This is a genomic window from Escherichia sp. Lx600-2 (genome assembly GCF_036662595.1).
Taxonomy (GTDB): Bacteria; Pseudomonadota; Gammaproteobacteria; order Enterobacterales; family Enterobacteriaceae; genus Escherichia; species Escherichia coli.
Map to the genome: position 1 here is coordinate 1 of NZ_JAYQWM010000090.1, position 13,081 is coordinate 13,081.

Annotated in this window: 13 protein-coding genes; 7 read left to right on the plus strand and 6 right to left on the minus strand. The window is 51.7% G+C overall.

Annotated features, from left to right (window positions below):
* Nucleotides 1-60 (plus strand): IS1 family transposase (locus tag OQV04_RS25225; protein WP_071528444.1); only part of this gene is annotated, 60 nt, incomplete at its 5' end.
* Nucleotides 61-152: 92 nt separating this feature from the next.
* Here the strand turns inward: OQV04_RS25225 and gorA are convergent.
* Both gorA and rlmJ read right to left on the minus strand, forming a co-directional pair.
* Nucleotides 153-1,508 carry a glutathione-disulfide reductase gene (gene gorA / locus OQV04_RS20620; RefSeq protein WP_032281769.1) on the minus strand — a complete coding sequence of 452 codons (1,356 nt, stop codon included), beginning with the start codon at nucleotides 1,506-1,508 and terminating at the stop codon, nucleotides 153-155.
* Nucleotides 1,509-1,579: 71 nt separating this feature from the next.
* Nucleotides 1,580-2,422, minus strand: coding sequence for a 23S rRNA (adenine(2030)-N(6))-methyltransferase (gene rlmJ, locus OQV04_RS20625; protein WP_001368340.1), 843 nt, complete (start codon nucleotides 2,420-2,422; stop codon nucleotides 1,580-1,582).
* A 202-nt stretch (nucleotides 2,423-2,624) separates the two neighbouring features.
* On the opposite strand from rlmJ, the gene prlC reads away from it, so the two are divergent.
* Together prlC and rsmJ are read left to right on the plus strand one after the other, a co-directional pair.
* On the plus strand, nucleotides 2,625-4,667 hold the full coding sequence (gene prlC / locus OQV04_RS20630; RefSeq protein ID WP_032281768.1) for an oligopeptidase A: 2,043 nt from the start codon (nucleotides 2,625-2,627) through the stop codon (nucleotides 4,665-4,667).
* 7 nt (nucleotides 4,668-4,674) lie between these two features.
* Entirely contained in the window at nucleotides 4,675-5,427 is a 753-nt protein-coding gene (gene rsmJ, locus OQV04_RS20635) for a 16S rRNA (guanine(1516)-N(2))-methyltransferase RsmJ (protein ID WP_000686620.1), read from the plus strand.
* Between the two features lie 48 nt (nucleotides 5,428-5,475).
* On the opposite strand, the gene dtpB is transcribed toward rsmJ, so the two are convergent.
* A complete protein-coding gene (gene dtpB, locus OQV04_RS20640) occupies nucleotides 5,476-6,945 on the minus strand; it encodes a dipeptide/tripeptide permease DtpB (protein WP_001098636.1) in 1,470 nt (489 codons plus the stop codon).
* Nucleotides 6,946-7,110: 165 nt separating this feature from the next.
* On the opposite strand from dtpB, the gene OQV04_RS20645 reads away from it, so the two are divergent.
* Both OQV04_RS20645 and OQV04_RS20650 read left to right on the plus strand, forming a co-directional pair.
* The gene (locus tag OQV04_RS20645; protein WP_212734132.1) at nucleotides 7,111-7,164 is read left to right on the plus strand and encodes a hypothetical protein; all 54 of its coding nucleotides are present in this window, start codon (nucleotides 7,111-7,113) and stop codon (nucleotides 7,162-7,164) included.
* Nucleotides 7,142-7,195 carry a hypothetical protein gene (locus OQV04_RS20650; RefSeq protein WP_223375011.1) on the plus strand — a complete coding sequence of 18 codons (54 nt, stop codon included), beginning with the start codon at nucleotides 7,142-7,144 and terminating at the stop codon, nucleotides 7,193-7,195. Before OQV04_RS20645 ends, OQV04_RS20650 begins: the two co-directional genes overlap by 23 nt.
* A gap of 66 nt (nucleotides 7,196-7,261) precedes the next feature.
* Here the strand turns inward: OQV04_RS20650 and uspA are convergent, their stop codons facing one another.
* Nucleotides 7,262-7,696 carry a universal stress protein UspA gene (gene uspA, locus OQV04_RS20655; protein ID WP_000323571.1) on the minus strand — a complete coding sequence of 145 codons (435 nt, stop codon included), beginning with the start codon at nucleotides 7,694-7,696 and terminating at the stop codon, nucleotides 7,262-7,264.
* Between the two features lie 390 nt (nucleotides 7,697-8,086).
* On the opposite strand from uspA, the gene uspB reads away from it, so the two are divergent.
* On the plus strand, nucleotides 8,087-8,422 hold the full coding sequence (uspB, locus tag OQV04_RS20660) for a universal stress protein UspB (protein ID WP_000626187.1): 336 nt from the start codon (nucleotides 8,087-8,089) through the stop codon (nucleotides 8,420-8,422).
* Nucleotides 8,423-8,492: 70 nt separating this feature from the next.
* On the opposite strand, the gene pitA is transcribed toward uspB, so the two are convergent.
* A complete protein-coding gene (pitA, locus tag OQV04_RS20665; protein ID WP_000902780.1) occupies nucleotides 8,493-9,992 on the minus strand; it encodes an inorganic phosphate transporter PitA in 1,500 nt (499 codons plus the stop codon).
* 231 nt (nucleotides 9,993-10,223) lie between these two features.
* Here pitA and OQV04_RS20670 point away from each other — a divergent pair, with 231 nt between their 5' ends.
* Nucleotides 10,224-11,426: an NAD(P)/FAD-dependent oxidoreductase gene (locus OQV04_RS20670; protein ID WP_000439188.1), complete on the plus strand. Its 1,203-nt coding sequence runs from the start codon at nucleotides 10,224-10,226 to the stop codon at nucleotides 11,424-11,426.
* Nucleotides 11,427-11,740: 314 nt separating this feature from the next.
* On the opposite strand, the gene OQV04_RS20675 is transcribed toward OQV04_RS20670, so the two are convergent.
* Nucleotides 11,741-12,793 carry a DUF2776 domain-containing protein gene (locus tag OQV04_RS20675; protein WP_001461685.1) on the minus strand — a complete coding sequence of 351 codons (1,053 nt, stop codon included), beginning with the start codon at nucleotides 12,791-12,793 and terminating at the stop codon, nucleotides 11,741-11,743.
* Nucleotides 12,794-13,081 lie beyond the last annotated feature (288 nt).

A 13,081-nucleotide genomic window follows, 5' to 3' on the forward strand; every position in this document is an offset into this window, starting at 1 on the left:
TCGGTGGAGCTGCATGACAAAGTCATCGGGCATTATCTGAACATAAAACACTATCAATAAGTTGGAGTCATTACCCATTCTTATAAAGAAAAAACTGGCTTGTTACGGCCAGTTTTCCAGATTTGCAAAGGTGTAGGTATGGTTTTTCTACACTAACCTCTCATGGTAACGAACTCTTCTGCCGCCGTCGGGTGAATGGCGACGGTATTGTCGAAGTCTTTTTTGGTCGCCCCCATCTTCAGTGCCACCGCGAAGCCCTGCAACATTTCGTCCATACCAAAACCAATGCCGTGAATACCGACAATCTTCTCTTCCGGTCCAACGCACACCAGCTTCATGCGGCACGGCTGGCGGTGAGTGGTGACGGCGGTATACATCGCGGTGAAAGAGGATTTATACACTTTCACCTGATCGTCGCCGTACTGCTCGCGCGCCTGCGGTTCCGTTAAACCAACAGTACCAATCGGCGGATGGCTGAAGACCACGGTCGGAATGTTGCTGTAATCCAGATGCTCATCCGGCTTGTTATTAAACAGGCGCTCAGAGAGGCGGCGACCCGCTGCAACTGCCACCGGTGTCAGTTCTACTGCACCCGTGTTATCGCCCACCGCGTAAATACCTTCAATGTTGGTGTTTTGATATTTATCGACGACGATATAGCCTTTTTCGTTGGTTTTAACGCCAGCGGCTTCGAGGTTGATGTTGTCATTGGCAGGCTCGCGACCAATCGCCCAAATCAGGCAATCCACCGTTTCACTGCGACCATCTTCCAGCTCCAGCGTCAGGCTACCATCGGCATTTTTCACTACCGCTTTCGGGATGGCGTTGGTGTGCAACTGCGGGCCTTCGGCGTTCATCACTTCGACCAGCGTTTCAGAGATCATCGGGTCGAAGCTGCGCAGCGGCGCATGTTTACGCACAAACAGATGCGTTTTCGCGCCGAGGCCGTTAATCACGCCTGCCAGTTCCACGGCGATGTAACCCGCGCCAACAACCGCCACACGCTCTGGCAAAGCAGGAAGGGCAAAGAAACCATCAGAATCAATACCGTATTCCACGCCCGGAATATCCGGGTGGCTCGGACGACCGCCGGTGGCGATCAGGATATGAGCGGCCGTGATGGTTTCGCCGTTTACTTCCAGCGTTTTGGCATCAACGAAGCGGGCAAAGCCTTTGATTACATCAACGTTATTTTTACCGAGCACGTTTTCATAAGAAGTATGAATACGGTCGATATAGGCGGTACGGCTGGCGATCAACGTTTCCCAGTTGAATTTATTGATAGTGGTATCAAAACCATAATCCGGGCCGTACATATGGATCGCTTCACGGATTTGCGCCGCGTGCCACATCACTTTCTTCGGTACGCAGCCGACGTTCACGCAGGTGCCGCCCAGCTCTTTGGCTTCAATCAGCGCGCATTTCTGGCCGTACATAGCCGCGCGGTTGATGGAGGCGATACCGCCGCTGCCGCCGCCGATGGCGATGTAATCATAGTGTTTAGTCATGACAGAGTGTCCTTATCGTTGATTACCGCGATTGTAGCGCGAGACGTAATAGGTGCCAGCGATGGCTGCAATTACTCCGGCACGATCCAGCTTACGGTGGCGTGCCCGGTGCCTGCCGGAACCAGTTTGCTGTGCAGCCACGGCAGCACGTTATTCATCTGCTGTTCCAGCTTCCACGGCGGGTTAATCACAATCATGCCGGAAGCGGTCATGCCACGGCGATCGCTGTCTGGCAGTACCGCCAGTTCAATTTGCAGAATTTTGCGAATATCGGTCGCTTCCAGATCGTGGATCATGCGCTTAATTTGCTGACGCAGCACCACCGGATACCACAGTGCGTATGTACCAGTGGCGAAACGTTTGTAACCTTCTGCTATCCCGCTGACCACCGCTTGATAGTCGGTTTTCATTTCATACGGCGGGTCGATAAGGATTAAACCACGGCGGGAAACCGGCGGCAGTTTGGCCTTAAGCTGCTGGAAACCGTCGGCTTTTTCAACGCGCGCACGGCTGTCTTTCTGAAATTCAGAACGCAGCAACGGGTAATCGCTCGGGTGCAGTTCGGTCAGTTGCAGGCTGTCCTGTTCGCGCAGTAGCTGGCGGGCAATCAACGGTGAACCGGGGTAGTAACGCAACTGACCGCTACGGTTAAAGTGTTTTACCACATTGATATACGCCTCCAGCTCCGCAGGCAAATCGTCCTGCTGCCAGATACGGGCGATACCTTCGAGATATTCGCCGGTACGCTCGGCATGTTCGCTGCCTAACTGATAACGCCCGGCCCCTGCGTGGGTGTCGAGATAGAGAAACGGTTTATCTTTCTCTTTCAGCGACTCAATGATCAGGCTCTGAACGGTATGTTTAAGGACGTCGGCGTGGTTGCCAGCGTGAAAGCTGTGGCGATAACTGAGCATGGGTAAAGGTGTTCCGGTAAGTAAAAATCGGCCCGTATTCGGGGCGCACAAAAGCCTATCAGGACAGTATACCGAAAAGAGGCCGCCGCCGCGAAAGCGTAACGTTTCTCATTGAAATTCACTACACTTAACCCCATGCTACACACATTATGTAAAGCGCCTGTTGAGCGCTTCCTTAACCTCTTTAACCAGGACTGCGCTAATGACGAATCCGTTACTGACTCCCTTTGAATTGCCTCCGTTTTCTAAAATTCTCCCGGAACATGTCGTTCCAGCCGTGACTAAGGCGCTGAACGACTGCCGCGAAAATGTGGAGCGCGTAGTAGCGCAAGGAGCACCGTACACCTGGGAAAATCTCTGCCAGCCGTTGGCGGAAGTGGACGATGTGCTGGGGCGTATCTTCTCCCCGGTCAGCCACCTGAACTCGGTGAAAAATAGCCCGGAACTGCGTGAAGCGTACGAGCAAACCCTGCCGCTGCTGTCGGAATACAGCACCTGGGTAGGGCAACATGAAGGGCTGTATAAAGCGTATCGCGACCTGCGCGATGGCGATCATTACGCCACGCTGAACACGGCGCAGAAAAAAGCGGTTGATAACGCACTGCGCGACTTCGAACTCTCTGGCATCGGTCTGCCAAAAGAGAAACAACAACGCTACGGTGAGATTGCCACTCGTCTTTCCGAGCTGGGCAACCAGTACAGCAACAACGTCCTCGATGCGACAATGGGCTGGACCAAACTCGTTACCGACGAAGCGGAACTGGCGGGGATGCCAGAAAGCGCGCTGGCTGCGGCAAAAGCCCAGGCTGAAGCGAAAGAACTTGAAGGCTACCTGCTGACGCTGGATATCCCAAGCTACCTGCCGGTAATGACCTACTGCGACAACCAGGCTCTGCGCGAAGAGATGTATCGCGCTTACAGCACCCGCGCTTCAGATCAAGGTCCAAACGCCGGTAAATGGGATAACAGCAAGGTGATGGAAGAGATCCTCGCGCTGCGTCACGAACTGGCGCAACTGCTGGGCTTTGAAAACTACGCGTTTAAATCACTGGCTACCAAAATGGCGGAAAACCCGCAGCAGGTGCTTGATTTCTTAACCGATCTGGCAAAACGCGCGCGTCCGCAGGGCGAAAAAGAGCTGGCGCAACTGCGTGCCTTCGCCAAAGCCGAATTTGGCGTGGATGAGTTGCAACCGTGGGATATCGCATACTACAGCGAAAAACAAAAACAGCACCTTTACAGCATCAGTGACGAACAGCTGCGTCCGTACTTCCCGGAAAACAAAGCGGTTAACGGCCTGTTTGAAGTGGTGAAACGTATTTACGGCATCACCGCTAAAGAGCGTAAAGATGTTGATGTCTGGCATCCGGATGTACGTTTCTTCGAACTGTATGACGAGAACAACGAACTGCGCGGTAGCTTCTACCTCGACCTGTATGCCCGTGAAAACAAGCGCGGCGGGGCGTGGATGGATGACTGCGTAGGCCAGATGCGTAAAGCCGACGGTTCGCTGCAAAAACCGGTCGCGTATCTGACCTGTAACTTCAACCGCCCGGTGAATGGTAAACCGGCGCTGTTTACCCATGACGAAGTGATCACCCTGTTCCACGAGTTCGGTCATGGTCTGCACCATATGCTGACCCGCATCGAAACTGCCGGTGTATCTGGTATCAGCGGGGTGCCGTGGGATGCGGTCGAACTGCCGAGTCAGTTTATGGAAAACTGGTGCTGGGAGCCTGAGGCGCTGGAGTTTATCTCCGGTCACTACGAAACCGGCGAACCGCTGCCGAAAGAGTTGCTGGATAAAATGCTGGCGGCGAAGAACTACCAGGCGGCGCTGTTTATTCTGCGCCAGCTGGAGTTCGGCCTGTTCGATTTCCGCCTCCATGCCGAGTTCCGCCCGGATCAGGGAGCGAAAATCCTCGAAACTCTGGCAGAAATCAAGAAACTGGTTGCCGTAGTACCGTCTCCATCCTGGGGCCGTTTCCCGCACGCTTTCAGCCATATTTTCGCCGGTGGTTATGCCGCAGGTTACTACAGCTACCTGTGGGCCGACGTGCTGGCGGCAGATGCCTTCTCGCGCTTTGAGGAAGAGGGCATTTTCAACCGTGAAACCGGACAGTCGTTCCTCGACAACATTCTGAGCCGTGGCGGTTCAGAAGAGCCGATGGATCTGTTCAAACGCTTCCGTGGGCGTGAACCGCAGCTGGATGCGATGCTGGAGCATTACGGCATTAAGGGCTGATCATTCAGTGAAAATCTGCTTAATTGATGAAACAGGCACCGGAGACGGTGCCTTATCTGTTCTGGCGGCTCGCTGGGGGCTGGAACATGATGAAGACAACCTGATGGCGCTGGTATTAACGCCGGAACATCTGGAATTGCGCAAGCGTGATGAGCCAAAACTTGGCGGCATCTTTGTTGATTTTGTTGGCGGAGCGATGGCGCATCGTCGCAAATTCGGCGGTGGTCGTGGTGAGGCGGTGGCGAAAGCGGTGGGCATTAAAGGCGATTATTTGCCGGATGTGGTGGACGCTACCGCAGGGCTGGGGCGCGATGCCTTTGTGCTGGCTTCGGTCGGCTGCCGCGTGCGGATGCTGGAGCGTAATCCAGTCGTTGCCGCGCTACTCGACGACGGCCTGGCGCGTGGATATGCGGATGCGGAAATCGGCGGCTGGTTGCAGGAGCGTTTGCAGTTAATTCACGCCTCCAGCCTGACGGCGCTGACCGATATTACCCCGCGCCCGCAGGTGGTCTATCTCGACCCGATGTTCCCGCATAAGCAGAAAAGCGCGCTGGTGAAAAAAGAGATGCGCGTCTTTCAGTCGCTGGTGGGACCGGATCTTGATGCCGATGGATTACTGGAGCCTGCACGCTTGCTGGCGACCAAACGCGTGGTGGTAAAGCGCCCGGACTACGCGCCACCGCTGGCGAATGTCGCCACGCCAAACGCGGTAGTCACTAAAGGGCATAGGTTTGATATTTATGCCGGAACGCCAGTATAAAAGTAAAGCAGGGTAGCGATAACGCTACCCTGCTTTCTGCAAGAATAATTAATGGCTTTCCGGCGTCGCAATCATGCGTTTCAGCCACGGCACCATCAACAGCATCACTACTGCAACGCCCAGTGTGACCAGACCAATCTTACCAAACACGTTGGTATAGACAGGCAACGTCTCAAGCGGATCGGTAATGTTGTCTGGTACTGCGGTAAATGTTGCCACATAGCCGCCCAGCAAGAACGCGGCAGCCTGCGTCAGGAACCACATCCCGAGAATAAAGCCCATCAAATGCTGCGGCACCAGGGCAGCAATCATCGCCAGGCCAAGGGCGCTAATAAACAGTTCACCCAGGCTCTGGAACAAGTAAACCAGCACGATAAACCACGGCGATGTCAGTCCTTGTGCATCCGCAAACCACATTCCCGCAGCTGCCGCCGTCAAAAAGCCCAGTGAGCACATAAACATGCCGAGAGTAAATTTCATCGGCATCGAGAGGTCTTTGCCTTTGTTACCCAGATGCGTGTAAATGCCTGCCAGTATTGGGCTGGCGAGTACCACCCAGAACGGGTTAAGCGCCTGGAAGCTGACCGGGTTGATGGAAAAGCCGAGAATTTCATGATGCACGTTGTTGATGGCAAAGAAGTTCAGCGACGTTGGCATCTGGGCGTAGAGAATGTAAAACACCACCGCTTCGAGCATCAGGACAAAGGCGACAAACATTTTATTGCGCCCGGTTTTATCCAGCTTGAATGCCTGACGAAAGAAGATGATGGTGACGACGATGGAGAGAACAATCAGCACCAGATTGGCGACTTCTACGTTGTGCATCAGCCATGCACAGACGAAGATCATCACCACGCTGCCAAGTAACACGTACAACAGTTTGCTGAAGCTCATCGGCCGGAAGTCGGGTTCAGAACCAATGTCTTTCACCATTCCACGACAGGCGATGTAAACCAGTAATGCGATAATTAACCCCGCACCGCACAGGTTGTAGGTGACTGAATAGCCGAATTTATCAGCGATCACAGGGGCCAGCGATAACGCTATCAACGAGCCGATGTTGATCGACATATAGAACAGGGTGAATGCGCCATCAAGCCGCGGATCTTTCGGCGGATAGCACTTCGAAAGCAAGCTGGCTGGGTTAGCTTTAAACAGGCCGTTACCGACAGCGATAGTCCCCAGGGCGATGAAAATCAGGTCAGGCTTAAGTAGCGACATGCCGGTCATGAAGTAGCCAATCGCCAGCACAAGTGCTCCAAGAACGATGGTGCGTTTGGTCCCCAGCAGGTGGTCGCCGACATAGCCGCCAATGGAAATGAGGCCATAGACCAGCGCAGCAAAAGCACCAAAAGTGACAAAAGCCTGCTCTTGCGAGAATCCAAGCTGTTTAACGAAGAAAACCGCCAGTACGCCCTGCACGCCGTAGTAGCCGAATCGCTCCCATAACTCGACAAAAAAGATCATGAAAAATGGGCGAGGTTGCTGCAGCATCCCCATGGGTGTTGTTGTATTCATATTTATTAACCTTCCAATACCATCCTGAAAAGTATGAACGCGTAAGGGATAACGCGCGAAAAAGTTTACATCTGTCAGAGATTCTTAATATTGATGCGGTGAATAGATTAATACACTATTACAACAGAAAATAACCAGCTGATCACACTAATGATGGAAAATATGATGGTGTTAAATATTGTATTGGCTGGGGATTTTGATTGCGAACGCAGACCGTAGGCCAGATAAGGCGTTTACGCTAATCAGGTAACAAGGCGCGCCAAAAAGCAAAACGCCCGCATATGCGGGCGTTCAGGAACACGTCGTGGAGGGAAGATTATTCTTCTTCGTCGCGCAGCGGAACAATCAGCATATCAACGTGAACGGTGTTGATCAGCTGACGTGCGGAAGACATCAGTTTGCTCCAGAAGTCCTGGTGGTGACCACAAACCACTAGATCCATATCGTATTTCTTGATTGCATCGACCAGAACCTGGCCCAGGTCGCCGCTGCCGCTCAGGGTTTCAGTGATTGGGTAGCCTGCATTAGTGGAAAGCTCGGTCAGCGCATGATGTGTCTCTTCAGAGATGCGTTTCTGCATATCACCAAGATTCACATCAATAAGCCCGGTATATAGGTCAGAGTAGTTTACATCTACGTGGATCAGAGAAACTTTCGCATTGTATGGGCGAGCCATAGAGACTGCTTTCTCTACCAGAACTTTGCTTTCCGGGGAGAGATCGACCGCGATGAGAATGTGTTTATAAGCCATAGTGTTACTCCTTCCATAAAGTTGTCGATGACTGGCCAGCTAGCGTTTCTTGTGCCGTTACGTCACCCGCGTCCTGCGAACTACGTGCGCGGGGCTAACCCAGCCGTAAAGATTCAGTGTTAAGACCATCCTTACCTTATAGCGACCCGGATGATCCGTCAATCCGCCTTGCTTACCCGTTAGATAAACAAATTTTCGACATGAATATATTGATAGTGGTTAACCTTCTGGAAAAAAAACAACCTGATCTCCTACACTATCTATAGAGCCGCTCGGATGTTGGTCACCACAAAAGCGGTTTCTCCAGGACCTGGTGTTAACTGATTGGCAGCGTATCGGGAGCGGTAGCCCCGGGGTGGAACTCCGCGGGCAGGTCGCCGGGGAGGAGGTATGATAAGCACCGTCGCATTATTTTGGGCTTTATGTGTCGTTTGCATTGTTAACATGGCGCGCTATTTCTCATCACTACGCGCGTTGTTAGTGGTACTGCGTAACTGCGATCCATTGCTCTATCAATATGTTGATGGAGGGGGCTTTTTTACCTCACATGGCCAACCCAACAAACAGGTGCGTCTCGTTTGGTATATCTATGCCCAACGTTATCGCGATCATCACGATGATGAGTTTATTCGCCGCTGTGAGCGGGTGCGTCGGCAGTTTATTCTGACCAGCGCATTGTGTGGTCTGGTGGTGGTCAGCCTGATTGCCTTGATGATTTGGCATTAAGCACTTCAGCAATAATAACGCATAAAAAAAGCGGGCCAGTAAACTGACCCGCTCGTTTTGGTGCGTACGATTACAGGAACTGCAAGGAGAGCCAGTAAAGCCCGCCGGAAAGCAGTACCGCAGCCGGAAGGGTAAACACCCAGGCCATCAGAATGCTGGTCACGGTTTTACGCTGTAAGCCGCCACCATCTACCACCATCGTCCCCGCGACAGAAGAGGAGAGTACGTGAGTAGTGGAAACCGGCATCCCGGTATAACTCGCCAGGCCGATAGACACTGCCGCAGTCATCTGGGCAGACATCCCCTGAGCGTAGGTCATGCCTTTCTTACCGATTTTTTCACCGATAGTCGTTGCCACACGACGCCAGCCAATCATCGTACCGATACCTAACGCCAGCGCGACCGCCATGATGATCCACACCGGCGCATACTCGATGGTGCTAAGCATGTCGGACTTCAGTTTCTTCAACAGGCGCTGATCGTCAGCACTCACACCAGGCATCTTCACCACTTTGTCGATAGTGTCAGAAACGCACAGCATAATGCGGCGCATCTGGCTACGTTGATCAAGCGACAGCTTGTCGTAGCTTTCCACATCGGTGGTCAACATACCTTTCAGGCGGTTGAGCGCGTTAATGGTATTCGACGGATGGCAGTGGAACTCCGCAGGTTGCGTTGCGCCAGCTTCCGGAGCCGGTACTAACTGATCAGCACCGGTAGCTTGTTTCAGCAGCGCAGGATGCTGCTCAAAGTAAGCTTCGACGTTGTTGATGGCATCACGGGTACGGGTGATTTCGTAGCCAGTGGCATTCATGTTCACCACGAAGCCTGCTGGTGCGACACCAATCAATACCAACATAACCAGACCAATTCCTTTCTGACCATCGTTCGCGCCGTGCGAAAACGCCACGCCGATAGCGGAAAGGATCAGCGCAATACGCGTCCAGAACGGCGGCTTTTTCTTGCCGTCTTTCTTTTCACGCTCCGCTGGGGTCAGGTGGATACGGGCGCGTTTCTTGGTGCCGCTCCAGTAGCGACGCAGCAAGAAAATCAGACCGCCAGCAAACACCAGGCCGACAATAGGGGAAACGATCAGAGAACCGAAAATACTTAATACTTTCGGGATATTGAGTGCATCCACCACTGACGTCCCGGTCATCAACGCATTGGTTAAACCAATCCCGATGATCGCGCCAATCAGCGTATGAGAGCTGGATGCAGGCAAACCAAAGTACCAGGTACCCAGGTTCCAGATAATCGCCGCCAGCAACATAGAGAACACCATGGCAAGGCCATGAGACGATCCCATATTAAGCAGCAGATCCGTCGGCAGCATATGCACAATGGCATAGGCAACACTCAGACCACCCAGCAAAACACCCAAAAAGTTGAACACCGCTGCCATAACCACGGCGAGCTGAGAACGCATCGCGCGGGTATAGATAACGGTTGCCACGGCGTTGGCTGTGTCATGGAAACCATTGATGGCTTCGTAGAACAGCACAAAAGCCAGTGCAAGCAATAATAACAGCCCGGTATGCAAATCCAGGCCAGCAAACAAATGTAGCATAGGACGTTACGCCATTTTGAGGACATGAACGCGGCGCATTATCAGTGACTTTCGCGGCGCGGGCAAAGTGAAATATAGACTTTTTTTGATTTGCCTCCTGTATGGATTTCACTCAAAAAATAATTATCTTATATAATTCAGGCAAATACTTCCTTTTAGTAATATTGATGCTGGTGCGACCACTGAGGAATCTTTACAATTCACGCCCGTTTTTTCTAAGAGGAGCGCAACGTGGAAAGGTTTGATGCCATTATTATAGGCGCTGGTGCGGCGGGTATGTTCTGTTCTGCGCTGGCAGGTCAGGCAGGACGCCGGGTTCTGCTGATCGATAATGGTAAAAAACCAGGGCGCAAAATCCTTATGTCTGGCGGTGGGCGCTGCAACTTTACCAACCTTTATGTCGAACCGGGCGCTTATCTGAGCCAGAATCCGCATTTTTGTAAGTCTGCACTCGCGCGTTTTACCCAGTGGGATTTCATTGATCTGGTCAATAAACACGGCATCGCCTGGCACGAGAAAACGTTAGGGCAACTCTTCTGCGATGACTCCGCTCAGCAGATTGTCGACATGCTGGTGGATGAGTGCGAGAAGGGCAATGTGACCTTCAGATTGCGTAGCGAAGTGCTGAGCGTGGAGAAGGATGATACAGGCTTCACGCTTGAACTGAACGGCATGACTGTCGGTTGCGAAAAGCTGGTCATCGCGACCGGTGGGCTGTCAATGCCGGGGCTGGGCGCATCGCCGTTTGGTTATAAGATTGCCGAACAATTTGGCCTCAACGTGCTGCCGACCCGCGCGGGTCTGGTGCCATTCACTCTGCATAAACCGTTGCTCGAAGAGTTACAGGTGCTGGCAGGCGTGGCGGTGCCTTCCGTGATTACCGCTGAAAACGGCACCGTTTTCCGTGAGAACTTACTCTTCACCCACCGCGGCTTATCTGGACCGGCGGTGTTGCAGATTTCCAGCTACTGGCAACCGGGGGAATTTGTCAGCATCAATCTGCTACCGGATGTGGATCTCGAAACCTTCCTGAATGAGCAGCGTAACGCACATCCGAATCAGAGCCTGAAAAACACACTGGCGGTTCATCTACCGAAGCGGTTGGTTGAACGCTTACAGCAACTCGGGCAAATCCCGGATGTTTCGCTAAAACAGCTCAACGTGCGTGACCAACAGGCACTGATTAGCACATTGACCGACTGGCGCGTACAACCCAACGGCACTGAAGGCTATCGCACTGCCGAAGTGACGCTCGGCGGCGTGGACACCAACGAACTCTCTTCACGGACGATGGAAGCGCGCAAAGTGCCTGGGCTGTACTTCATCGGCGAAGTGATGGACGTCACCGGCTGGCTGGGGGGCTATAACTTCCAGTGGGCGTGGTCGAGTGCATGGGCTTGTGCGCAGGATTTGATTGCAGCGAAGTCGTCCTGAGCTTTTTCCTAAAGATGAAAATTATTAGAGTCGCATTAAAAATGAGCTAATTTTGATAGTGGCTATCTTGTGATTATTTTCTAATGAGCCCGTGAACTGAACCCCCCATGCTTAATATAAGGTGGAGGGAAAGGTGATTGAAAACTCACCCAGTGGGCTGATCTTTATAAAATATGAACAGGTTGAAAAAAAACAGTAACTTTGCTGTTTTTTATACTTAACCACTATGCATTAATGCTGCGTTATTTCATTCTACCTAAGAAAAACCAGCGTTACGCAAATGGTCAACGCTGGTTTTATCCGGTACGTTGCAATTATTTTTTAGCAGAACCCGCTTCTAATATTGAAACGATTGAGAACAACGTAAAGCATACCGCTCCCAAACCGACCAGAACCCGCGAAGGAATAAAATATCCCATATCGGTCTGCGCCATTTCCGCAAGAAACGATGCCAGGAAAAGGCAAAACAGGCAGGTGAAGACGGGAATCATCGGTATTCTGTTGGCTAACGAACAGGTACGTCTCCAGACCAGTGCCAGTAGCCAGACTTTTGAGAATATGCTGTAACAGATCATTCCGAGGCAAATGAGAATAATGCCGGGAGCCAGTCGGGCGCTTGCATCGGAGCTGACTAAGACGTATATGCCCTGCAGCACCGTGATTGAGCCGAGAAAAATAACCCAATAACACCACAGCCAGTGCTCTTTCGTTGAAAACGTATTACGTGTTTGATGGACGATTGTGGCAACTAGGCCAATTAGACAGGCACAGATTGCGGTTAACCCGAGCAATACGTGACCGGCGACATAATGCGGAGTTATGTCGGCACTACGTAACAGCGTAATAGACCAAATGAAACCGAGCAGGGTGAGTAACACGGGAACGGCAATGAGGCAATTACCGATTAATGAAGAATAAGCCTGCACCGGAGTTCCGTCGCTCTTGCTCCCCGCTGCGTTTTTAGGAATGAGCAGAAAGTGACCGGATGACGCTGCCACTGTCGATACACAGGCGGCAATCATACCAACGCCGAAAATAACATGGCCGGCGACAAACTCGTCTGCCATCACATCATTACCTGCTAACAGTGTCCAACCCCATATCATGGTGATAATTGACCCCGCATAGCCAATAATGGGGAACAATGTATTGTAAAACGTATTAACGCCGCGCGTGAGCTGCGAAATGATAATAAATGCGGTAGTGAATAATGCCAGGCATATGGCTGCCAGAGAAATCAGCACATGACCCGCGACGAAATACTCGCTTTGCCCTGAACTTTCCAGCACAAAGCCACCTAACGCGATACAAATCAAGCCCATAATTAAAGGGATTAATTTGAAAAGCCACCCGATATATATGTTCACTTTAAACTCCTCAGGTATCCCTGCTAATATTGAAATGTGCATTAATGATAATTTCAGCCTGTTAATACAATGACGAGATATCATTAAAGACAAATGCATAGCATAACTATAGCGGGGTTTACTTTGCAGAGCGCTACTTTTCAGAGTTCAAAAGGCCATGATAAATAAATATTTATCCTAAGATTAATTCTTATTCTGTTGTTTTTTACGATTATCTTCCAGGGAGGGATTCTTTTTCATTATTTGGTAAAAGACCGGATGGTCTCGGTGCTTAAAATCAGCGAGCAT

Coding starts and splice junctions, on each gene's coding strand:
- gorA (WP_032281769.1), bottom strand. CDS start 1,508: ATGACTAAACACTATGATTACATCGCCATCGGCGGCGGCAGCGGCGGT.
- rlmJ (WP_001368340.1), bottom strand. CDS start 2,422: ATGCTCAGTTATCGCCACAGCTTTCACGCTGGCAACCACGCCGACGTC.
- prlC (WP_032281768.1), top strand. CDS start 2,625: ATGACGAATCCGTTACTGACTCCCTTTGAATTGCCTCCGTTTTCTAAA.
- dtpB (WP_001098636.1), bottom strand. CDS start 6,945: ATGAATACAACAACACCCATGGGGATGCTGCAGCAACCTCGCCCATTT.
- uspA (WP_000323571.1), bottom strand. CDS start 7,696: ATGGCTTATAAACACATTCTCATCGCGGTCGATCTCTCCCCGGAAAGC.
- uspB (WP_000626187.1), top strand. CDS start 8,087: ATGATAAGCACCGTCGCATTATTTTGGGCTTTATGTGTCGTTTGCATT.
- pitA (WP_000902780.1), bottom strand. CDS start 9,992: ATGCTACATTTGTTTGCTGGCCTGGATTTGCATACCGGGCTGTTATTA.